This is a genomic window from Bacillus sp. USDA818B3_A, assembly GCF_009928415.1.
In the GTDB taxonomy this organism is placed as follows: domain Bacteria; phylum Bacillota; class Bacilli; order Bacillales; family Cytobacillaceae; genus Neobacillus.
The window spans coordinates 118,242-141,545 of the sequence record NZ_JAABNN010000002.1 but is presented as its reverse complement, the minus strand read 5'-3'; the positions used below and the strand labels follow the sequence as shown (position 1 = coordinate 141,545).

The window sequence follows — 23,304 nt, the reverse complement described above, 5'->3', positions numbered from 1 at the left end:
GCGGATCTTTATGCAGCTGATTCAAAATGTTGTGGTGAAGCAAGTCTTAACGGAACAAAGCAAGGAACAGCTATTTGAAAAGTTTCAGGGGAAAATCCTACAACTGAAAAAAGAAAGCGACCAGCTTTTATTTGAACTCAAACGGTTGGAACGGACAAAAAACTTTTCTTCCGAGGCCGTAAAGAAAAAATTCGAAAAAGAAATTCAAATGCGGAAAGAAAAAATTTCGCTTCTTGATTTTCAAATGGAACAATTACATATCCTACCACTAGGCAGTGAAATCCAAGAAAAAGAAGTCCAAGCCCTCGTAGAGATTCAAGTTGGTGATTCGTGGGAAGATAAGATTGGCCAGTCTACCATCATTATTGAGGACGGTATTATTAAGGAAATAAGATAGAAGGTGAACACAAAATGGAAAAATGGTTTAATGTTGGAAAAATCGTTAATACACAAGGAATCAAAGGAGAGGTACGGGTTATATCCAAAACTGATTTCCCGGAAAAACGTTATAAGGCCGGGAATGTCCTCTATTTATTTATGCCAAAATCTACTACACCGATCGAACTCACGGTAAAAAGCCACAGGACCCATAAAAATTTTGAGTTACTTACATTTGAAGGCTACAACAATATAAATGATGTTGAAAAATTCAAAGAAGGTATCTTAAAAGTACCGGAAGCACAGTTGGAAGAATTAGAAGAAGATGAATTCTATTATCATGAGATTATCGGCTGTCTGGTTGCCACAACAAAAGGAGAGGAAATCGGCAAAGTAACGGAGATTCTCTCGCCTGGGGCTAACGATGTTTGGGTAGTGAAAGGAAAAGGCGGTAAAGATGTCTTGATTCCTTATATACATGAAGTAGTTAAGAAAGTAGATGTACAAGAAAAAGTCATCCTGATTGAACCGATGGAAGGACTGCTTTCATGATGCAGATTGATATCCTGACGTTATTTCCGGAGATGTTTACCGGGGTATTCGGCAATTCTATTCTACAAAAAGCGGCCGAAAAATCTGCTGTACAGTATAATGTGGTGAACTTCCGCGATTTTGCCGATAACAAACACTCAACGGTAGATGATTATCCATACGGCGGCGGGGCAGGTATGGTGCTTAAACCGCAGCCGATCTTTGATGCTGTGGCCTCACTGAGGGAACAAGCAAAAAGCAAAAATCCGAGGGTGATTCTGCTTTGCCCGCAAGGTGAACGATATGAACAGCGTAAAGCAGAAGAATTAGCAAAAGAAGAGCATTTGATCTTTATTTGCGGTCATTATGAGGGGTATGATGAACGAATCCGGGAACATGTCGTAACCGATGAAATATCAATTGGTGATTATGTCTTGACCGGGGGCGAGCTGGGTGCCATGGTGGTAGTCGATAGTGTCGTCCGGCTGCTCCCAGAAGTACTAGGAAACGAAGAATCTCATCAAAAAGATTCTTTTAGTACCGGACTCCTGGAACATCCTCATTACACAAGACCGGCCGATTTCCGCGGCTTAAAAGTCCCTGATGTCCTGTTGTCAGGCAACCATAAACTAATCGAAGAATGGCGCAATAAAGAGGCGTTGCGCCGGACGCTTCTAAGAAGACCTGATCTACTGGATAAAATGGAACTTACCAAAGAACAGGAAATATGGCTAAAAGAAGTAAAAAAAGATTATAAGTAATATTGCAGGCTCGTAATAATTATGTTATGATACTTCTTGTGACTCAGAGCTGATAGTTTCAGATTGTGGTCTTATAACGATGTTCCGCTGCAATGAAATCGAAAGTAGATATGCATGAGCGTCTGTTGGAAGGAGTTGAAAACGATGCAACAATTAATTAAAGAAATTACACAAGAACAACTTCGTACTGATCTTCCTGCTTTCCGTCCTGGTGACACTGTACGTGTACACGTAAAGGTTGTCGAGGGTACTCGTGAGCGTATTCAGTTATTTGAAGGTGTTGTAATTAAGCGTCGTGGTGGTGGAATCAGCGAAACTTTTACAGTACGTAAAGTTTCTTACGGAGTAGGCGTTGAGCGTACTTTCCCAGTTCACACACCAAAAATTGCGAAGCTAGAAGTAATTCGCCGCGGTAAAGTCCGCCGTGCTAAACTTTACTACTTGCGTAACCTTCGCGGTAAAAAAGCTAGAATTAAAGAGATTCGATAATACGAACCAGAAAAGGGCTTGCTCTAAGCAGGCTCTTTTTTTGTCTAACTCTTTCTATACATAACAACTCTAGTCATAGTAAATGATATTTATCGAAATGTTTTGTTAGTGCTCTTTTTAAACCAATTATTAAAGTTTGGTTAAAAAGAACATCCCATCGTGTTAAATAAGTTTAACTTATGTAAAATAAGCTTAATAAGAGATTTTTAATAGTGATTGGTGGGGAATCATATGACAAAAAAGAAAAATGAACTATGGGAATGGACGAAAGCCTTATTAATTGCAGTAGCCTTAGCTGCAGTTATTCGATATTTTCTGTTTGCTCCAATTGTTGTGGACGGCCTGTCCATGATGCCGACCTTAAAAGACCAAGATCGGATGATTGTTAATAAATTCAGCTACAAAATTGGCGAACCCAAGCGATTTGATATTATTGTATTCCATGCACCTGAGGGCAAGGATTATATCAAACGTGTAATTGGACTTCCGGGCGATACGCTTGAATATAAAGATGATGTCTTATATATCAATGGAAAAGCGTATAAGGAGCCTTATTTAGATGAATATAAGAAACAAGTAGAAGACGGTCCCTTAACAGGTTCATTCACTCTCGAAGAAAAAATTGGCCGAAAAACCGTGCCAGAAGGTGAATTATTTGTAATGGGTGATAATCGGCGCTTTAGTAAGGATTCGAGACATATAGGAACCGTAGCAATGAATAAAGTCATTGGAAATACAAGCGTTGTTTATTGGCCTATAAAGGATGCCCACATTGTTAAAGTAGATGAATAGTTTAAGCTTTTAAAAGGAGGTGGCACTTTGACGATTCAATGGTTTCCGGGCCATATGGCCAAGGCTCGCAGAGAGGTCACAGAAAAACTGAAGCTGGTTGATATAATTTTTGAATTAGTGGATGCGAGAATACCTTATTCCTCAAGAAATCCAATGATTGATGAAATCATTCAGCATAAGCCAAGACTAGTTTTATTGAATAAAGCGGATATGGCTGATAAAGATGCGACAAAAGAATGGATTGCGTACTTTGCTGAGAAAGGCATAAAAGCACTTGCTATTAACTCTCAAGCAGGCGAAGGCATGAAAAATATTATACAGGCTTCAAACGAGATTCTGAAAGAAAAGTTTGATCGGTTAAAAGCAAGAGGAGTAAAACCCAGAGCGATTAGAGCGATGATTGTAGGAATACCAAATGCGGGTAAATCGACGCTTATTAACCGCCTTGCAAAGAAAAATATTGCAAAAACGGGAAATACTCCAGGAGTAACCAAGGCACAACAATGGATAAAAGTTGGTAAAGAACTGGAATTGCTCGATACACCGGGGATATTATGGCCAAAATTTGAAGACCAAGAGGTCGGAATGAAGCTGGCCATAACAGGTGCGATAAAAGATACTTTATTAAATTTGCAGGATTTAACGGTTTACTCACTCCGCTTTCTAGAAAAAGACTATCCACAGCGATTACAGGACAGGTACAAGCTTAATGAGATACCGGAGGATATTGTTGCAGTATTTGACCATATTGGTACGCTTAGAGGCTGTTTAATGGGCGGTGGGGTGGTCGATTATGACAAAGTAGCAGAATTAGTGGTCAGGGAAATTCGCTCTGAAAAATTTGGCCCGCTGTCATTTGAAAGACCGAAAGATATTGCCTTACCTGTGGAAAATAATTCTTAACCCAGCTCTCCGTCCGGAGGGCTTGCTTTTTTCAATTTTTAATATAAGGTGACTACATATGAAGAAACTTTCAATTGCACAGATAGAGGAAAAACTGGTGGATATCCTGGAGGAAACAGATCTTTTTATTGTTGAACTTGAAAAGGATGAACGGAAAGGTGCCCAAGCATCCTTGACTAAGTGGAAAAAACAAAGAGAACAAGAAAAAAGGCTCCGTGCAAAGTTTGCTGAGATGAACCAATATGAGCAAAATCTACGTATGCAAGGTTTTAGTTTCATTGCTGGTGTAGACGAGGTAGGCAGAGGACCGCTTGCGGGACCAGTTACAGCGGCCGCAGTTATTTTACCAGAGGAGTTTTTCTTAGCCGGTATTGATGATTCCAAGAAGCTAACCGAAAAGAAACGTGAGGAATTTGCAGCTATTATTAAAAAAGAGGCACTTGCGTATAGTGTGGCAATGGTACAGGCGGATGAAATTGATGAAGTGAATATTTATGAAGCCACTAAAAAGGCAATGAAGGCCGCGATTGTCTCTCTTGATCCAAAGCCTGATTTTTTACTGATTGATGCAATGAAGCTTGAAACACCCTATCCAACAGAATCGATTATTAAAGGTGACGCAAAAAGTATCTCTATTGCGGCAGCATCCATTATTGCAAAAGTGGCAAGAGATGACTTAATGAAAGAGCTGGCGTTAAGATATCCTGTTTATGGATTCCAGCAAAATATGGGATATGGGACCAAGGAACACCTAGAAGCAATAAAACAATATGGTATAACTCCTTATCACCGCAAAAGCTTTGCCCCTGTGAAAGACTATTGCAACATAATAAGTTGATGAAAAAACAGGTATTTTGCCTGTTTTTTTATTATTGTAAGAAAAAAATAATAGCGGTAAAACCCCTGTGAAAACGGTTTCTAAAGGATCACTATTCTGAATATTTTAAAGATGAGTATAATTTTAATGCTTTATGGTAGACAAGGTATCTGTCATTATATAAAATGAAAACGGAGTCAATTTTTTGAAGAGTTTGATAGGAGGATGGGAAATGAATATCCATGAGTATCAAGGAAAAGAGATCCTCAAGCAATTCGGGGTAGCTGTTCCAAACGGAAAAGTGGCATTCACGGTTGAAGAAGCAGTAGAAGCTGCTAAAGAACTAGGAACACAAGTATGTGTGGTAAAAGCGCAAATCCATGCAGGTGGACGTGGAAAAGCCGGTGGCGTAAAAGTTGCGAAAAACCTTGATGAGGTTCGTACATATGCAAGTGAAATTCTAGGAAAAACCCTAGTTACACACCAAACTGGTCCTGAAGGTAAAGAAGTAAAACGCCTCCTAATTGAAGAAGGCTGCGACATTAAGAAAGAATACTATGTTGGACTAGTATTAGATCGTGCTACTTCACGTGTCGTTTTAATGGCATCTGAAGAAGGCGGTACAGAAATCGAAGAGGTAGCAGCTAAAACGCCTGAGAAAATTTTTAAAGAAGTAATTGATCCGGCTATCGGCTTACAGCCTTTCCAAGCTCGTCGTATTGCATTTAATATTAATATTCCTAATGAGTTAGTTAATCAAGCTGTTAAGTTCATGATGGGCTTATACAATGCTTACATTGAAAAAGATTGCTCAATCGCTGAAATCAACCCATTAGTGGTAACTGGTGATGGGCAGGTTATGGCTTTAGATGCGAAATTAAATTTTGATTCAAATGCCCTGTATCGTCAAAAGGACGTTTTAGCTTACCGCGATCTAGAAGAAGAGGATGCAAAAGAAATCGAAGCATCTAAATATGACCTAAGCTATATTGCCTTAGATGGAAATATCGGCTGTATGGTTAATGGTGCTGGTCTTGCGATGGCAACAATGGATATCGTTAAGCATTACGGCGGCGATCCGGCTAACTTCCTTGATGTTGGGGGCGGCGCAACAGCTGAAAAGGTTACAGAAGCATTCAAAATTATCCTTTCAGATCCAAATGTAAAAGGTATTTTTGTTAATATCTTTGGTGGAATCATGAAGTGTGATGTCATTGCTGAGGGTGTTGTTGAAGCAGCTAAGCAGGTTGGACTATCTGTTCCGCTTGTTGTTCGATTAGAAGGAACAAATGTTGATTTAGGTAAGAAAATTCTTGCTGAGTCAAGCGTAGAAATTATTGCTGCTGAATCCATGGCTGACGGTGCACAAAAAATCGTTTCATTAGTTAAATAGGATCAAAAGAAAGGGGAATTCACGTGAGCGTTTTTATTAATAAAGATACAAAAGTTATTGTTCAAGGGATTACTGGCGGAACAGCCCGCTTCCATACAAAGCAAATGCTTGAATACGGTACAAAGATTGTCGGCGGAACCTCACCAGGAAAAGCTGGTCAAGAAGTGGAAGGCGTGCCTGTATTTAACACGGTTAGAGACGCTGTTGATGCGACAGGTGCAAATGCTTCTGTTATCTATGTTCCTGCTCCATTTGCAGCTGATTCTATTATTGAAGCAGTCGATGCAGACCTAGATCTTGTTATTTGTATTACAGAGCATATTCCAGTCTTAGATATGGTAAAGGTTAAACGTTACATGGAAGGCAAAAAGACTCGTTTAGTAGGTCCTAACTGCCCTGGTGTCATTACTGCTGATGAATGTAAAATTGGCATCATGCCTGGATATATCCATACAAAGGGCCATGTTGGAGTTGTTTCCCGTTCTGGTACCTTAACATATGAAGCTGTTCATCAATTAACACAAGCTGGTATTGGTCAAACAACTGCGGTTGGAATTGGCGGAGACCCAGTGAACGGTACAAACTTCATCGATGTTTTAAAAGCATTTAATGAAGATCCTGAAACATATGCAGTAATCATGATTGGTGAAATCGGCGGTACTGCAGAGGAAGAGGCAGCCGAATGGGTGAAAGCAAACATGACCAAGCCGGTTGTTGGCTTCATTGGCGGCCGTACTGCACCTCCAGGAAAAAGAATGGGACACGCAGGTGCCATCATTTCCGGTGGAAAAGGTACAGCAGATGAAAAGATTCGCATCATGAACGAATGTGGCATTAAAGTAGCCGACACTCCTTCCGTAATGGGCGAAACTTTAATTGAAGTATTAAAAGAAAAAGGTTTATACGATAAGTGTAAAACCCACTAAGAAAAGCGGAAGACGCCCGTTTATCGGCGACAAGCACAAGACGAGCTGGCAAGAAGGTTGCTCTTTAACCTTCTTGTCGGATTGGCGTGTGACCTCGAGCCGATGGCGTCTGTAGCTAGACACTAAATATCACCTTAGTCTGTCATATAGTCCCTCAATATTTTTGAGGGGCTATTTATCATAAACAAAAAATAATTGGAGGTTTTATTATGGATGAGTTTAAAGAAAGATTTATTCAATTACTGCACTACCCCAATATCACCTGGGAAAACGTCTATAAAATATTAAAAAGAGATCCAATGCTCCAATCTATTTCCAAATTAGCCGTAAACCCCTTACTCTCATACCAAAGCAGTGATTCTAAGGTAACCTCTGCCAATTCTTCTCATCCAGAACTCATCCACGAACAAATCCGCCAATATCCAGCCAATGACATTTCCGTCATTACCATTTTTGATAAAGAATACCCACAATCGTTAAAAGAAATCTATCAGCCTCCTTGGGCATTGTATGCAAGAGGTGACATAGCCCTATTGGCAAGTGAACCAAAACTAGCAGTAGTTGGTTCACGGCAAGCAACACAATACGGGAAAAATGCCATCCGTCTCCTCTTTCCAGAGTTAATCCAACATGATATTTTGATTGTCAGCGGACTGGCTAAGGGGATAGACGCCCTCGCCCATGAAGAAACAATTAAACTAGGCGGAAGAACGATAGCAGTCATTGCTGGCGGTATATACCATATCTATCCGAAGGAAAACATTCCTCTTGCTCTAACGATGACTAAGCATCAGCTAGTCCTCTCCGAATATCCCCCTGATACCAAACCGCTTAGATGGCATTTTCCCGCAAGGAATCGAATTATTAGCGGATTATCTGCAGGAACATTTATTATAGAAGCAAAACGGAAAAGCGGCTCACTGATTACTGCAAACTTTGCTGTTCATGAAGGACGTGAAGTATTTTCCTTACCTGGAAGTATTTTTAATCCCTGTTCGGGTGGAACGAATGAATTAATCCAGCAAGGGGCAAAACTTATTACAAGCGCGAAGGACATCATAGAAGAATTAAAATATGAGCCAAAAGTTAGACAAACTTAAAATTAAAACGCACTTTTTTTGCAGGTATTTTTAATTAAATGGAGAAATTACCTTAAAAAGGTTGCAAAAATTTATATTATGTTATACATTTTCCAACAGATGTTAAAATACTATTTAACGGATTAATGAAAAAATGAATAGAATTAAAAAATTTAAATACTATGTAAATTAACATATAGTTTAAATATTTTGGGATTGGCAGTTTTGTAAAGTATTTTCTCCGGTTCAATGTGTATAAACTGGAATTTAGGAAAACTTCTCAAATGGTAAGCATCTTAGAATCAGGCTTTTGCCGTATTCAAGGCGCTTTCACACTTTCCCTCTTAAGGAGGATTTAGAATGGCAGCAGAATATCTAGTAATTGTTGAATCGCCAGCAAAAGCGAAAACAATAGAACGTTATTTAGGAAATAAGTATAAAGTCAAAGCTTCGATGGGACACGTACGCGACTTACCGCGCAGTCAAATGGGAGTGGATGTTGAAAAAAGCTTTGAACCAAAATATATTACGATTCGCGGGAAAGGCCCGGTATTAAAGGAATTAAAAACAGCTGCAAAAAAAGCTAAAAAAGTTTATCTCGCAGCTGACCCGGATCGCGAAGGGGAAGCAATTGCCTGGCATTTAGCGCACAGTTTAGATGTGGATATCGAGTCCGATTGCCGCGTTGTTTTCAATGAAATAACAAAGGATGCCATTAAAGAGTCCTTTAAACACCCTCGTCCAATTAATATGGACCTTGTTGATGCCCAGCAGGCCCGGAGAATCTTAGACAGGCTTGTGGGTTATAACATTAGCCCGCTCTTCTGGAAAAAGGTGAAAAAAGGGCTGAGTGCGGGCCGCGTTCAATCTGTAGCTGTCCGGTTAATTATCGATCGTGAAAAAGAAATCAAAGATTTTAACCCGGAAGAATATTGGACCATTGAGGGTGAGTTCTTAAAAGGCAAGGACCAATTTAGTGGAGCTTTCCATTCCTTAGCTGGACAAGAAAAAGTGGAATTAAAGTCAGAAGCCGATGTTCAAGCGGTATTGAAACAGATGGCAGATAATAAATTTAAGGTCGTCTCTGTGACTAAAAAGGAACGCCGCAGAAATCCGGCACCGCCTTTTATTACTTCCTCTCTCCAACAGGAAGCAGCAAGGAAGTTAAATTTCCGTGCAAGGAAAACAATGATGCTTGCCCAGCAGCTTTATGAAGGGATAGAGCTTGGCAAGGAAGGTACAGTCGGATTAATTACCTATATGAGGACAGACTCTACCAGGATTTCTGAAGTTGCTCAAGGTGAGGCAGCCAGCTACATCAAAGAAGAATTCGGAGAAGAATATTTAAAGAACGAGCAAAGAAAAGAAAAAAAACAATCAAATGCGCAGGATGCTCATGAGGGGATTCGTCCAACAAGCACCTTACGGGATCCTAACAGTTTAAAAGCATTTCTCTCCCGGGACCAGTTTCGATTATACAAGCTAATTTGGGAGCGGTTCCTTGCCAGTCAAATGGCACAGGCAGTTATGGATACCATGAGCGTTGATCTGCAAAATGGCAATGTCATATTCCGGGCAACCGGCTCTAAAATCAAGTTTCCGGGCTTTATGAAGGTTTATGTGGAAGGTACGGATGACCAGGTGGATGGTCCAAATAAAATGCTTCCAGACCTTAAAGAAGGCGATGAAGTGTTTAAAAAGGATATTGATCCTAAACAGCATTTCACTCAGCCGCCGCCGCGTTATACGGAAGCAAGACTGGTCAAAACTCTTGAAGAGCGGGGTATCGGGCGCCCGTCTACCTATGCACCAACTTTGGATACGATCCAAAAGAGGGGCTATGTTGCACTGGATAATAAGCGCTTTGTTCCAACAGAACTCGGTGAGATTGTCCACGAATTAATGGTTGAATTTTTCCCGGAAATTCTTGATGTAGAATTCACTGCGAAAATGGAGCAGGGTTTGGATAATGTGGAAGAAGGAAAAGTCCGCTGGGTTCAAGTAATTGATGAATTTTACCGGGATTTCGAAACCCATTTAAAAATAGCCGAGCAAGAAATGCAGTCGGTTGAAATCAAAGATGAGCCGGCCGGAGAGGATTGTGAAAACTGCGGCAACCCAATGGTATTTAAAATGGGCCGATATGGTAAATTTATGGCATGCAGTAATTTTCCTGATTGCAGAAATACCAAAGCAATTGTTAAAGAGATTGGTGTTACTTGTCCAAACTGTAAAGAAGGACAGATTATTGAACGAAAGAGTAAGAAGCGTAGAATATTCTATGGCTGTACGAATTATCCTTCTTGTGAATTTATTTCATGGGATAAACCGCTGCCAAGACCTTGTCCTAAATGTGACAGCATGCTGATTGAAAAGAAATTAAAAAAAGGTATTCAAGTTCAGTGTGTGAATTGCGATTACAAGGAAGAACAGCAAAGTTAAGAGTGGGGATAACCCACTCTTTTATTGTGAAGTAAAAAATATTAATCGACTTTGAAAAATGTCCAGCTTCCCTATTTCGAGAATTGTCTAGCTCCAGGCGCCATCGGCTCGAGGTCACAAGCCAATCCGTCCAAAAGGTTAAAAAACAACCTTTCGGCCGGCTCGTCTTGTGCTTGTCGCCGATAAACGGGCGCCTTCCGCTTTTCTTAAAAACAAAAAACTTTTTTGTTCCTGATTCGTATAGTACAATGCAAGATGGACTTGTTCTGAGGGTAAGGTATATTTAGTACTTTTTAATCCAAAATGGTTATTAAGCATAATTAGTGAAAGTTATTGAGGAGGTACTTAATTGAAAGATATAACGATAAATGTAGTTGGAGCTGGCTTAGCGGGGAGCGAAGCAGCTTGGCAAATAGCCAAACGTGGGGTGAAGGTAAATCTTTTTGAAATGCGCCCCGTCAAACAAACCCCTGCTCACCACACAGATAAATTCGCAGAGCTAGTTTGTAGTAATTCCTTGCGTGCTAATAACTTAACCAATGCAGTAGGGGTACTTAAGGAAGAAATGAGAAAACTTGATTCGGTTATTATTGCAGCGGCTGATGCATGTTCCGTACCTGCTGGTGGTGCTTTAGCAGTAGATCGTCACGAATTTGCGGCAAAGGTAACAGAGATGGTCAAAAATCATGAAAATGTAACAGTTTATAATGAGGAAGTTACCGAAATTCCTGAGGGGATAACTGTCATTGCAACAGGCCCGCTAACCAGTGAAGCCTTATCTGCCCAGCTAAAGAATTTAACCGGTGAAGACTATCTGTACTTTTATGATGCAGCGGCACCGATTTTAGAAAAAGACAGTATAAATATGGACAAGGTTTATTTAAAATCTCGTTATGATAAGGGAGAAGCAGCTTACTTAAATTGTCCGATGACTGAAGAAGAATTCAACATTTTTTATGAGGCACTAGTTTCGGCTGAGACGGCTCCGACTAAAGAATTTGAAAAGGAAGTCTTTTTTGAAGGCTGTATGCCAATAGAAGTTATGGCGGCTAGAGGAAAAAAGACAATGCTTTTTGGACCGCTAAAACCAGTTGGTTTAGAAGATCCGAAAACAGGGAAGAGACCATATGCGGTCGTTCAGCTTCGTCAAGATGATGCAGCCGGTACACTTTATAACATTGTTGGTTTTCAGACACATTTAAAGTGGGGGGCACAAAAGGAAGTTTTCAGCTTAATTCCTGGTCTTGAAAATGCTGAAATTGTACGGTATGGTGTAATGCACCGGAACACGTTTATTAATTCACCAAAGGTTCTAAAGGCAACATACCAATTCAGAAATAACGAAAACCTATTTTTTGCCGGGCAAATGACAGGTGTCGAGGGGTATGTGGAATCTGCGGCAAGCGGCTTAATAGCAGGGATTAATGCGGCTCGGCTATCTGCCGGATCAGAAACCGTAGAGTTTCCTGCTGAAACAGCGATTGGCGGTATGGCCCGTTATATCACTTCAGCTAATCCTGATAATTTCCAGCCAATGAATGCGAATTTTGGTTTATTCCCAGAATTACCTGTGAAAATAAAAGGAAAGCAAGAACGGAATTTACAGCATGCTAACCGTGCATTAGAAACAATTCAGAACTTTGTGAAAGTTTTGTAAAATTGTTGCAAGGGCTATAGAAGTATGTTACGATTTAGTAGCCCTTGCAATTTAAATGGTATGTGATTTGTGAATGTTTTATTAAACATAATTACAGGGTGTTTACAAATGGCGGATAATTCCGCAGAATGACAATTGAACCTTTTTTCACTTAATTTCAGGGATTTCATTATCGGAAGAATAAGTAGGGCAAAGACCCAAGATTACATATCACTTGGCATTTATAACAGAAATAACTCCAAAAGGAGGAAAAGAGAATATGAATCAATTCCATGCGACTACCATATTTGCAATCCACCATAATGGTGAATGTTCCATGTCCGGTGATGGTCAGGTGACATTTGGCAATGCGGTTGTGATGAAACACACTGCTAGAAAAGTAAGAAAGATCTTTAATGGTAAAGTATTGGCGGGTTTCGCTGGTTCAGTAGCAGATGCGTTTACTCTTTTTGAACTGTTTGAAGTAAAACTAGAAGAATATAACGGGAATCTCCAGAGAGCAGCAGTCGAACTTGCTAAAGAATGGAGAAACGATAAGATGCTTCGCAAGTTAGAAGCAATGTTAATTGTCATGAATCGCGAAAGTCTTCTACTAGTTTCCGGGACAGGTGAAGTAATTGAACCTGATGATGGAATTCTCGCAATTGGCTCAGGCGGAAATTACGCACTAGCTGCTGGCCGTTCATTAAAGAAATATGCAGGAGAACATTTATCTGCAAAAGAAATTGCAAAAGCTTCTTTAGAAATAGCTGCGGAAATATGTGTATATACAAACCACAACATTATTGTTGAAGAGCTGTAACTGGAAGGAGACAAAAAAATGGTTAAAACGACGGATTTAACTCCCCGCCAAATAGTTGAAAGACTTGATCAATATATTATTGGACAAAAGGACGCTAAGAAAGCGGTTGCTGTTGCCTTGAGAAACCGTTATCGCAGGGGTCTTTTAAGTGAAAAACTCCGTGAAGAGATCATCCCAAAAAACATTTTAATGATCGGTCCAACAGGCGTAGGTAAGACGGAAATTGCCAGAAGAATGGCAAAACTTGTAGGTGCTCCTTTTATTAAGGTGGAAGCAACTAAATTTACCGAAGTAGGCTATGTAGGCCGTGATGTCGAATCAATGGTCCGCGACCTTGCTGAAACATCTGTTCGTTTAGTAAAAGAGGACCGTATGCAAAGTGTAAAGGAACGAGCAGAAGAAAGTGCTAATAGCAGGCTCGTAGATTTACTTGTTCCATCAGCCAAAAAGGCAGCGAACTATAAAAATCCACTTGAAATGTTATTTGGGGGCGGGAATACTTCGTCTGAACCAGAAACACAACAGGATGATTTTTCTGTTCAGGAAAAACGGAAGATTGTTAGAGAGAAACTCGCTTTAGGACAATTAGAAGAAGAAATTGTTACGGTAGAAGTAGAAGAGCAAACCCCTTCTATGTTCGATATGCTTCAAGGTTCTGGAATTGAACAAATGGGCATGAATATGCAGGATGCGTTAAGCAGCTTTATGCCGAAAAAACGTAAGAAGAGAAAACTAACCGTCCGCGAAGCAAGAAAAGTGTTAACAAGCGAAGAGGCTGCAAAGTTGATCGATATGGATGAAGTCTCATCAGAGGCTATTTACCGCGCTGAACAAACTGGAATCATCTTTATTGATGAGATTGATAAAATTGCCAGCAAAAATTCCGGCGGATCATCAGCAGATGTTTCAAGGGAAGGTGTTCAACGGGATATTCTGCCAGTGGTAGAAGGTTCAACTGTTGTTACAAAATATGGCTCCATTAAAACAGATCACATCTTATTTATTGCTGCAGGAGCTTTTCATATTGCAAAACCTTCAGATTTAATTCCGGAACTTCAAGGGCGTTTTCCAATTCGTGTAGAACTTACAAAGTTAACGGTGGATGACTTCTTCAGAATTTTAATTGAACCTGATAATGCCTTAATTAAACAATATCAAGCATTATTGGAAACTGAAGGTATACAAATTGAATTTTCTGACGATGCTATTCGTAGAATCGCTGAAGTTGCATTCGAAGTAAACCAAAATACTGACAATATTGGGGCTAGACGTCTTCATACAATCCTTGAAAAGCTATTAGAGGATTTATCCTTTGAAGCTCCGGACATTACGATGGAGAAAATAACGATTACCCCTCAATATGTTGATGAAAAACTTGGGGCAATTTCTAAAAATAAAGATCTAAGCCAATTCATTCTTTAGGAATGCTGATTTTTTGAATTTTTCAGGAGACGCCATTCTTAAATTATTCATAGACGGTATATTATTACAAAAAATTTAATAATGGTTGTAGTTACTAGGAGGAAGAAACAGATGGATTTACTTACAAAAACTAGACGTATTAATGTTTTACTACAGAAGGCAGCAGGCAAGCCTGTTAATTTCAAAGAAATGTCGGAAACGTTAAGTGAGACAATTGAGGCTAATGTATATATTGTTAGCCGCCGCGGGAAGCTTTTAGGATTTTCGATTTACCAGCAGATTGAAAATGAACGTATTAAGAAAATGTTTGAGGACCGTCAATTTCCTGAGGAATACTCAAAAGGGTTGTTTAATATTCAAGAGACTTCTTCAAACCTTGATCTTGAAAGCCCATATACTGCTTTCCCTGTTGAAAATAGAGACTTATTCAAAGAAGGTCTAACTACGATTGTTCCAATTATCGGCGGCGGGGAACGCCTTGGTACTTTAATTCTTGCCAGACTGCAGGAAAAATTCCATGATGATGATTTAATTTTAGCCGAATACGGTGCAACCGTTGTAGGTATGGAAATTTTACGTGAAAAATCAGAAGAAATTGAAGAGGAAGCAAGAAGTAAAGCTGTCGTTCAAATGGCAATTAGTTCATTGTCTTATAGTGAATTAGAAGCGATTGAGCATATTTTTGAAGAGCTTAACGGACAAGAAGGATTGTTGGTTGCTTCAAAAATTGCTGACCGCGTTGGTATCACTCGTTCAGTCATTGTAAATGCACTAAGAAAGCTTGAAAGTGCAGGGGTAATAGAATCACGTTCTCTTGGTATGAAAGGGACGTATATTAAGGTACTTAATGATAAGTTTCTTGTTGAGCTTGATAAATTAAGATCACATTAATATCAGATCATCCCCAATTTGAGAGAATTGGGGATTTATTTTTTGGACTCTTTTAAAAATGACATTTTTGTTTTAAACCTCTGTTGATTGAAGCGGAGGGCGCTCGACTCCTGCGGGAGTACGGGACAGGGGAGACCCCGCAGGCGCTAAAGCGCCGAGGAGGCTCCCCGGCACGCCCGCGGAAAGCGAGCGCCTGGAGCGGAAATCAACAGCTTAATTTAATAGTGCCTATTTTTTAAAAGTATTTCTTGATTGTTATATTTTCTTATGCTATATTATTTCATGGTGTTAATACACACGCTTGTTGATTTAAATGGATGGTGCTGTCACGACAGTTTCTGTTTAAAAATGAGACGAGCGGAGGAAAACAAACCACTAGGAGGAAAAAACACATGTCAGTAATTTCTATGAAGCAATTGCTTGAAGCTGGTGTACATTTCGGACACCAAACTCGCCGTTGGAACCCTAAGATGAAGAAATATATCTTCACTGAGCGTAACGGCATCTACATCATCGACCTTCAAAAAACAGTTAAAAAGGTTGAAGAAGCTTATAACTGGGTGAAAGATCTTGCTGGTAACGGCGGAACTATTCTTTTTGTAGGTACTAAGAAACAAGCTCAAGATTCTGTTAAAGAAGAAGCAGCTCGTTCTGGTATGTACTATGTTAACCAACGTTGGTTAGGTGGTACATTAACAAACTTCGAAACAATTCAAAAGCGTATTGGCCGCTTAAAAGATATCGAAAGAATGTCAGAAGACGGTACTTTCGAAGTATTACCTAAGAAAGAAGTTGTTCAACTTAAGAAAGAACAAGAGCGTCTTGAGAAATTCCTAGGCGGAATCAAAGACATGAAGCAACTTCCTGATGCACTATTCATCATCGACCCTCGTAAAGAGCGTATCGCAGTAGCAGAAGCTAAGAAGTTAAACATTCCTATCGTAGGTATTGTTGATACTAACTGTGATCCAGATGAAATCGATGTTGTTATCCCAGCTAACGATGATGCTATCCGCGCGGTTAAACTATTAACTGGTAAAATGGCAGATGCGATCCTTGAAGCTAAACAAGGTGAAGAAGTAGCACAAGAAGCGTAAGATAGTGACTTATTCAAAAAGGTGATAAGAGGGAGACCCTTTATCACCTTTTTTTAAGAAATGTTTATCTTAGGTTTGAATGGCTAAAGATAAGAAATAGTACATAGATTAAAAGGAGGAATTTTAAAATGGCAGTTACTGCTCAAATGGTAAAAGAACTTCGTGAAAAAACAGGCGCAGGCATGATGGACTGTAAAAAAGCACTTACAGCAACAGATGGTGATATGGACAAAGCAATCGATTTCTTACGTGAGAAGGGTATTGCGAAGGCTGCTAACAAAGCGGACCGTATTGCTGCTGAAGGTTTAACTTCAGTTGTTGCACAAGGAAACGAAGCGGTTATCCTTGAAGTTAACTCTGAAACAGACTTCGTTGCGAAAAACGAAGCGTTCCAAGCTTTAGTACAAGAGCTTGCACAACACTTACTAAAAAACAAACCAGCTACTGTTGAAGAAGCATCTGCTCAAACAATGGAAAATGGTGCAATTGTTGCTGACCACATCAACGCTGCAATCGCAAAAATCGGAGAAAAGCTTTCACTTCGCCGTTTTACACTTGCATCTAAGACTGACAACGATGCATTTGGAGCTTACATCCACATGGGCGGCCGTATCAGCGTTCTAACTGTTCTTGAAGGAACTACTGAAGAAGCTGCTGCGAAAGACATTTCTATGCACATTACTGCATTAAGACCAAAATATGTATCTCGTGACCAAGTTTCTCAAGAGGAAGTTGAGCATGAGCGTCAAGTGTTAACACAACAAGCGCTTAACGAAGGCAAGCCAGAAAACATCGTAGCAAAAATGGTTGAAGGCCGTCTTGGAAAATACTTTGAAGATGTATGTCTTCTTGATCAAACTTTCGTTAAAAACCCTGATCAAAAGGTGCGTCAATTTGCTGAGTCTAAGGGCGCAACTGTACGTGAATTCGTACGTTACGAAGTAGGCGAAGGTATTGAAAAGAAAGAAGACAACTTCGCAGAAGAAGTTATGAACCAAGTAAATAAAAAATAAGTCAAATATTCTCGAGCCTTAAAACCAAAGCTTAAAGGGAATGTTACTGAAATAAGTTTTAAATAGGGGACACGGCGTGTTCCCTATTTTTGAAGAGAAATATATAATAAATATATCTAGCTCCTGCGCCTAATCAAGGCGCTTGCGCTTTTAAGATACGGAGGTTTATATGAGCGGTCCTAAGTATAAAAGAGTGGTATTAAAATTAAGTGGGGAAGCACTTGCTGGTGAGTCCAGTTTTGGTATTAAACCTTCTGTAATTAAGTCAATTGCTGAACAGGTAAAGGAAGTAGCAGAGCTTGGCGTTGAAGTTGCTGTCGTCGTTGGCGGAGGTAATATTTGGCGCGGGAAAATCGGCAGTGAAATGGGCATGGACAGAGCCACAGCTGATTATATGGGCATGCTAGCAACCGTGATGAATTCATTAGCGCTTCAGGATAGTTTAGAGCAATTAGGAATTCAATCACGTGTCCAAACATCCATTGAAATGCGTCAAGTTGCTGAGCCGTACATCAGACGCAAGGCCATGAGACACTTGGAAAAAAGTCGTGTCGTGATTTTTGCGGCGGGTACAGGTAATCCTTATTTCTCAACAGATACAACAGCGGCGTTAAGGGCAGCCGAGATTGATGCGGAAGTAATCTTAATGGCTAAAAATAATGTCGATGGTGTTTATTCTGCAGACCCAAGAATTGATCCTAATGCGACTAAGTATGAAGACCTTACCTTCTTAGATGTTATTAAAGAAGGGTTAGCCGTTATGGATTCAACTGCCTCATCATTATGTATGGATAACGATATTCCATTGATCGTATTCTCAATTATGGAACAAGGCAATATTAAAAGAGCCGTTATGGGTGAAAAAATCGGAACAATTGTTAGGGGGAAAAACTAAATGCCGAAACAAGTCATTGCTGCAACAAAAGATCGTATGACCAAAGCAGTTCAATCATATACTCGTGAGCTTGCCAGCATTCGTGCCGGCCGCGCTAGTGCTTCATTGCTTGATCGAATCACTGTTGATTATTATGGTGCGCCAACACCTGTCAATCAAGTTGCGGGAATCTCTACTCCAGAAGCTCGTTTACTCGTTATCCAACCATATGATAAATCTATTCTTGGTGATATCGAGAAAGCTATCTTGAAATCTGACTTAGGATTAAATCCTTCAAACGATGGTTCCATTATCCGTATTGCCATTCCACAATTGACTGAAGAAAGACGGAAAGAACTTGTTAAAGTAGTGAAAAAAGAGTCAGAAGAAGCAAAAGTAGCGATCAGAAACATTCGCCGTGACGGTAACGATGATTTGAAAAAACTCGAGAAAAACGGTGAAATTACAGAGGATGGGCTCCGCGGCTATTCTGACGATATTCAGAAGCTTACCGATGAATTCATTCAAAAAATTGATCAAATTACAAAAGATAAAGAAAAAGAAATTTTAGAAGTGTAATAAAACAAATACCGTTCTGTTAGAGAAATTGATTTAAAAGACCCTCATCCATGGGGGTTTTTTCACTATTACCCTAGATGATTAGATTGACCGTTAATATTTATGAACATTATTCTTAATTCCTGTTATATTACATAAGTTATATTTAGAGATATCTATAAGTTTTTTTGGTATGATAATATTATCTAACCTAAAATGCTTTTACATATTTGATATGTGAATACCTGATTTATTATCGGAGGAAATGATTAATTAACCTGAGGAGCAATGTTATGTTAAATAAATTTGGGCTTTGGAAGAAGCCGGCTAACTCTTCCACACTCCGAGATAAAATAGAAGAAATAAAAGAATCACCTGTTCCTGAGCATGTTGCCATTATAATGGATGGTAATGGCCGCTGGGCAAAAAAGAGGGCACTCCCGCGGATTGCAGGTCATCACGAAGGCATGAAAGTTGTCCGTAAGACAACGATGCTGGCAAATAAACTTGGTATAAAGACCTTAACGTTATATGCTTTTTCTACTGAAAACTGGAAACGCCCGAAAAATGAAGTGGAATATATTATGAAACTTCCGGAAGAATTTTTAGGTACTTTTCTTCCTGAATTAATAGAGAATAATGTTCAAGTTAAAATGATGGGGTATAAAGATCAATTGCCCCCGCATACACTCAATGCCATTGAGAGAGCGACGGAAGAAACAAAAAATAATACAGGACTTGTTCTAAATTTTGCTTTAAATTATGGCAGCAGGTCAGAAATTCTTGATGCTGTAAAACAAATCATAATTGATAATAAAAATGGCATACTGAAGGAGACGGAATTAAATGAAGATATCTTTTCTTCTTATTTAATGAGTTCTGAGTTTCAAGATCCGGACCTTTTAATCCGGACAAGTGGTGAAATCCGCTTAAGCAACTTTATGTTATGGCAGTTAGCTTATTCTGAGTTTTGGTTTACAGAAGTATTGTGGCCGGATTTTAATGAGGAATATTTCCTCGAGGCGGTTGAAGCCTATCAAAAGCGCCAGCGCCGTTTTGGCGGAATTAATCCTTAAATATTACCCTCTTAAGAACATAAAAGGTGTTGAACTAGTAGATGAAGCAAAGAATCATTACAGCAGTGGTAGCAGCAGCATTATTTTTGCCAATTGTATTTTATGGCGGACTTCCATTTGTTCTATTAACGTACCTTCTTGCTACAATTGGACTGTATGAACTATTAAAAATGAAAAAGTTGAATATCTTTTCTATAAATGGGCTAATATCACTTTTATTTCTTTGGGTGATTATTTTCCCTAAGCAATATCATCATGTATTCTCTAGTTTTTTTTATTCGAAAACTGAGGTCGCGATTATCTGTATTTTATTGTTACTAGCCTTTACAGTTGTAACAAAAAATCGCTTTACCTTTGAAGAAGTTTCATTTTCCATTTTATCTGCCATTTATGTCGGAATTGGGTTTTACTTTTTTATTGAAACCCGTGAGGCCGGGCTTGTTTATGTTTTTTATTCTCTATTTATCATTTGGGCAACTGATTCTGGTGCATATTTTGTCGGTAAAGCGATGGGTAAGAAAAAACTCTGGCCAGAAATTAGTCCTAATAAAACAGTGGAGGGTTCATTAGGCGGTGTGGTTTGTGCGGTGATAGTAGGAGTCTTATTCTCTTTATTTTCCACTACCATCCCAGTCGGTTTAGTGACACTTATGGGGATTACCGTTGTGCTTTCTGTTTTTGGACAAATTGGCGACCTCGTACAGTCCGCATTTAAACGGCATTTTAATGTGAAAGATTCCGGCAACATCCTCCCGGGACATGGAGGTATTCTAGACCGTTTTGACAGTCTATTATTTGTTTTACCATTATTAAACCTATTCCATCTTTGGAGTTAAGGTTGTGCTTTTTTATTAGGAGTTGAACTGCTTGAAAACAATTAGTTTATTAGGTGCTACTGGATCAATTGGGGTTCAAACGATCGATATTATCCGTGAGCACCCAGAAGAATTTAAATTAGCCGCATTTTCGGTCGGAAGAAATATTGAATTGGCTCGAAAGTTAATTATTGAATTTAAACCACTGTTAGTCTCCGTACAGGATTCAGGTGATTGTGAAGCCTTAAAAGCAGAATATCCTGGAACTAGATTTACTTTCGGCAATGAGGGGTTAATTGAGGTTGCAGTTTTTGATAAGTCGGATATCCTTGTGAATGCTGTTCTTGGCAGTGTAGGACTGCATCCAACCTTACAAGCGATCGAATGCGGCAAAGTCATTGCAATCGCTAATAAAGAAACATTAGTTACTGCAGGACATTTAGTAATCGAAGCGGCTAAAAGGAATAATGTACCGCTTCTTCCCGTTGACAGTGAACATTCTGCCATTTTCCAAGCGCTGCAAGGAGAAATGGATAAAAATATTGAACGATTAATTTTAACAGCCTCCGGCGGCAGTTTTCGTGACCGGACCCGTGCCGAATTAGTGGATGTTACCGTTGAACAGGCCTTAAACCATCCAAACTGGTCTATGGGTGCGAAAATTACCATTGATTCAGCAACGATGATGAATAAAGGACTCGAGGTAATTGAAGCGCATTGGCTGTTTGGAGTCCCATTTGAAAAAATAGATGTGCTGCTTCATAAAGAGAGTATTATCCATTCAATGGTTGAGTTTCATGATTCGAGCATCATTGCTCAGCTAGGAACACCAGATATGCGTGTGCCGATTCAATTCGCACTTACATACCCGGATCGTCTTCCTCTTAAATCGGCGAATCGCTTAAATCTAGCCCAAATCGGTAAACTGCATTTTCAGGAGATGGACTTAAAACGCTTCCGTTGTCTTGAATTTGCCTATTACGCTGGTAACAAAGGGGGCACCATGCCAACGGTGTTAAATGCAGCAAACGAAGCAGCAGTGGCTAAGTTTTTAAAAGGTGAAATCCGATTCTTGCAAATAGAGGATTTGATAGAGCAAGCTTTAAATAAACATAATGTTATAGAAAATCCAAGTTTAGCTATTATCGAAGAGGTTGACAAAGAGACACGACAATTTGTACACTCACTACTATAGGTAAGATACTTCCCTATCCTCTAAAAAAGGTGGTTTTACATTTGAGCACAGTTATTGCCTTCATTGTAATTTTTGGCGCATTGGTCTTCTTTCATGAATTAGGTCATTTCGTTTTTGCGAAAAGAGCGGGGATTCTCTGCCGTGAGTTTGCAATTGGAATGGGACCAAAGGTGTTTACTCATAAAAAGGGAGAAACTACCTATACCATTCGTCTCTTGCCAATCGGCGGCTTCGTCCGCATGGCTGGTGAAGATCCGGAAATGGTCGAAATTAAGCCTGGTCACCGGATTGGACTTATGTTTGATCAAGAAAATAAGGTCAATAAAATTATTTTAAATAATAAAGAAAAATTTCCTAAATGCCGGATTGTGGAAGTCGAATATGCGGATATTGAAAAGGAATTAGTCATCAAGGGATATCCGGAAGATGACAATGAAAGTTTCCAGACATTTAAGATTGATTCCAAAGCAGTAATTGTCGAAAATGGCATTGAATCACAAATTGCCCCAATTGATCGTCAATTCGGCTCTAAGACTCTACCACAAAGATTTATGGCCATCTTCGCGGGACCAATGATGAACTTTGTATTAGCATTCGTTGTTTTTATCATTATTGCTTTATTACAAGGTGTGCCCTCAAATGAACCTAAACTGGGTGTGATTACTCCTGAGGGGGCGGCTAAATCTGCAGGTCTCCAAAAAGGGGATATTGTAGAAAGTATTAATGGGTCGGAAATTTCAAGTTGGACAGATGTAGTTGAAATCATCCGTAAAAATCCAAATCAAAAACTTGATTTCTCTATCACACGAAATGGTACAGAGAAGGACATTCAAGTAACTCCAGAAGAAAAGACGGTAGACGGAGATAAAATGGGGATTATCGGTGTTTATAGCCCGGTGGAAAAATCACCTGTCCAAGCGGTAAAGTCAGGATTTACGGAAACCTATTTCTGGACAAAACAAATATTCGTCATGCTTGGTAAATTAGTGACAGGTCAATTCTCAATTGATGCGTTGTCAGGTCCAGTAGGTATATATAAGTCCACGGATGAGGTTGCGAAGTCTGGAATTTACTATTTAATGAAATGGGCTGGCATCTTAAGTATTAACTTAGGGATTATGAATTTATTGCCAATCCCAGCCTTGGACGGCGGAAGGTTAATGTTCTTTGCAGTGGAAGCGGTGAGAGGGAAACCAATTGACCGACAAAAAGAAGGAATGGTCCACTTTATCGGTTTTGCGCTCCTCATGCTGCTAATGCTTGTCGTTACCTGGAATGATATCCAAAGATTTTTCCTATAAAAGATCAATTTAATTTGTTACCATAATAGGGATCGCTGCTGCGGTCCTTATTTTTATGGGATTGAATGGCGAAATTGTCGTTATTGTCGAAA

At 39.5% G+C, this 23,304-nt stretch carries 23 protein-coding genes; all 23 read left to right on the top strand.

All coding sequences use genetic code 11. The features are described from left to right. The first annotated feature begins 10 nt into the window (after window positions 1–10). The 23 genes from GXK58_RS03810 (at window position 11) to rseP (ending at window position 23,212) form a co-directional block, all read left to right on the top strand. Window positions 11–397 carry a YlqD family protein gene (locus GXK58_RS03810; RefSeq protein WP_160720026.1) on the top strand — a complete coding sequence of 129 codons (387 nt, stop codon included), beginning with the start codon at window positions 11–13 and terminating at the stop codon, window positions 395–397. 14 nt (window positions 398–411) lie between these two features. Next, the gene (rimM, locus tag GXK58_RS03805; protein WP_160720024.1) at window positions 412–930 is read left to right on the top strand and encodes a ribosome maturation factor RimM; all 519 of its coding nucleotides are present in this window, start codon (window positions 412–414) and stop codon (window positions 928–930) included. Beyond that, the gene (gene trmD, locus GXK58_RS03800) at window positions 927–1,670 is read left to right on the top strand and encodes a tRNA (guanosine(37)-N1)-methyltransferase TrmD (RefSeq protein WP_160720022.1); all 744 of its coding nucleotides are present in this window, start codon (window positions 927–929) and stop codon (window positions 1,668–1,670) included. The genes rimM and trmD overlap by 4 nt, the downstream gene beginning before the upstream one ends. Window positions 1,671–1,814: 144 nt before the next feature. Next, on the top strand, window positions 1,815–2,159 hold the full coding sequence (gene rplS / locus GXK58_RS03795; protein WP_160720849.1) for a 50S ribosomal protein L19: 345 nt from the start codon (window positions 1,815–1,817) through the stop codon (window positions 2,157–2,159). A gap of 231 nt (window positions 2,160–2,390) precedes the next feature. Then, complete coding sequence (gene lepB, locus GXK58_RS03790; protein WP_160720020.1) at window positions 2,391–2,951, top strand: signal peptidase I; 561 nt, start codon at window positions 2,391–2,393, stop codon at window positions 2,949–2,951. A gap of 27 nt (window positions 2,952–2,978) precedes the next feature. Continuing rightward, a complete protein-coding gene (gene ylqF, locus GXK58_RS03785) occupies window positions 2,979–3,854 on the top strand; it encodes a ribosome biogenesis GTPase YlqF (protein WP_160720018.1) in 876 nt (291 codons plus the stop codon). Between the two features lie 58 nt (window positions 3,855–3,912). After that, a complete protein-coding gene (locus GXK58_RS03780; protein WP_160720016.1) occupies window positions 3,913–4,692 on the top strand; it encodes a ribonuclease HII in 780 nt (259 codons plus the stop codon). Window positions 4,693–4,903: 211 nt separating this feature from the next. Next, window positions 4,904–6,064, top strand: coding sequence for an ADP-forming succinate--CoA ligase subunit beta (gene sucC / locus GXK58_RS03775; protein ID WP_160720014.1), 1,161 nt, complete (start codon window positions 4,904–4,906; stop codon window positions 6,062–6,064). A 23-nt stretch (window positions 6,065–6,087) separates the two neighbouring features. Further along, the gene (gene sucD, locus GXK58_RS03770; protein WP_160720012.1) at window positions 6,088–6,990 is read left to right on the top strand and encodes a succinate--CoA ligase subunit alpha; all 903 of its coding nucleotides are present in this window, start codon (window positions 6,088–6,090) and stop codon (window positions 6,988–6,990) included. Between the two features lie 209 nt (window positions 6,991–7,199). Then, window positions 7,200–8,090, top strand: a complete 891-nt coding sequence (dprA, locus tag GXK58_RS03765) for a DNA-processing protein DprA (RefSeq protein WP_160720010.1) — start codon at window positions 7,200–7,202, stop codon at window positions 8,088–8,090. A gap of 339 nt (window positions 8,091–8,429) precedes the next feature. Then, entirely contained in the window at window positions 8,430–10,511 is a 2,082-nt protein-coding gene (gene topA / locus GXK58_RS03760) for a type I DNA topoisomerase (RefSeq protein WP_160720008.1), read from the top strand. Between the two features lie 349 nt (window positions 10,512–10,860). Further along, window positions 10,861–12,168, top strand: a complete 1,308-nt coding sequence (gene trmFO / locus GXK58_RS03755; RefSeq protein ID WP_160719995.1) for an FADH(2)-oxidizing methylenetetrahydrofolate--tRNA-(uracil(54)-C(5))-methyltransferase TrmFO — start codon at window positions 10,861–10,863, stop codon at window positions 12,166–12,168. A 259-nt stretch (window positions 12,169–12,427) separates the two neighbouring features. After that, window positions 12,428–12,970, top strand: a complete 543-nt coding sequence (hslV, locus tag GXK58_RS03750; protein ID WP_160719993.1) for an ATP-dependent protease subunit HslV — start codon at window positions 12,428–12,430, stop codon at window positions 12,968–12,970. A gap of 18 nt (window positions 12,971–12,988) precedes the next feature. Then, window positions 12,989–14,392: an HslU--HslV peptidase ATPase subunit gene (gene hslU / locus GXK58_RS03745; protein WP_160719991.1), complete on the top strand. Its 1,404-nt coding sequence runs from the start codon at window positions 12,989–12,991 to the stop codon at window positions 14,390–14,392. A 111-nt stretch (window positions 14,393–14,503) separates the two neighbouring features. After that, window positions 14,504–15,283: a GTP-sensing pleiotropic transcriptional regulator CodY gene (gene codY / locus GXK58_RS03740; protein WP_160719989.1), complete on the top strand. Its 780-nt coding sequence runs from the start codon at window positions 14,504–14,506 to the stop codon at window positions 15,281–15,283. A gap of 392 nt (window positions 15,284–15,675) precedes the next feature. Further along, window positions 15,676–16,380: a 30S ribosomal protein S2 gene (gene rpsB / locus GXK58_RS03735; protein WP_098528709.1), complete on the top strand. Its 705-nt coding sequence runs from the start codon at window positions 15,676–15,678 to the stop codon at window positions 16,378–16,380. Between the two features lie 128 nt (window positions 16,381–16,508). Beyond that, window positions 16,509–17,393 carry a translation elongation factor Ts gene (gene tsf, locus GXK58_RS03730; RefSeq protein ID WP_160719987.1) on the top strand — a complete coding sequence of 295 codons (885 nt, stop codon included), beginning with the start codon at window positions 16,509–16,511 and terminating at the stop codon, window positions 17,391–17,393. A 169-nt stretch (window positions 17,394–17,562) separates the two neighbouring features. Then, on the top strand, window positions 17,563–18,288 hold the full coding sequence (gene pyrH, locus GXK58_RS03725) for a UMP kinase (protein WP_160719985.1): 726 nt from the start codon (window positions 17,563–17,565) through the stop codon (window positions 18,286–18,288). Then, on the top strand, window positions 18,289–18,846 hold the full coding sequence (gene frr, locus GXK58_RS03720) for a ribosome recycling factor (protein WP_160719983.1): 558 nt from the start codon (window positions 18,289–18,291) through the stop codon (window positions 18,844–18,846). A 272-nt stretch (window positions 18,847–19,118) separates the two neighbouring features. Then, window positions 19,119–19,901, top strand: coding sequence for an isoprenyl transferase (locus tag GXK58_RS03715; RefSeq protein ID WP_160719981.1), 783 nt, complete (start codon window positions 19,119–19,121; stop codon window positions 19,899–19,901). 41 nt (window positions 19,902–19,942) lie between these two features. Continuing rightward, a complete protein-coding gene (locus GXK58_RS03710; RefSeq protein ID WP_160719979.1) occupies window positions 19,943–20,737 on the top strand; it encodes a phosphatidate cytidylyltransferase in 795 nt (264 codons plus the stop codon). Window positions 20,738–20,768: 31 nt separating this feature from the next. Next, on the top strand, window positions 20,769–21,911 hold the full coding sequence (gene dxr / locus GXK58_RS03705) for a 1-deoxy-D-xylulose-5-phosphate reductoisomerase (protein WP_160719977.1): 1,143 nt from the start codon (window positions 20,769–20,771) through the stop codon (window positions 21,909–21,911). Window positions 21,912–21,952: 41 nt separating this feature from the next. Then, complete coding sequence (gene rseP, locus GXK58_RS03700; protein WP_160719975.1) at window positions 21,953–23,212, top strand: RIP metalloprotease RseP; 1,260 nt, start codon at window positions 21,953–21,955, stop codon at window positions 23,210–23,212. Window positions 23,213–23,304 lie beyond the last annotated feature (92 nt).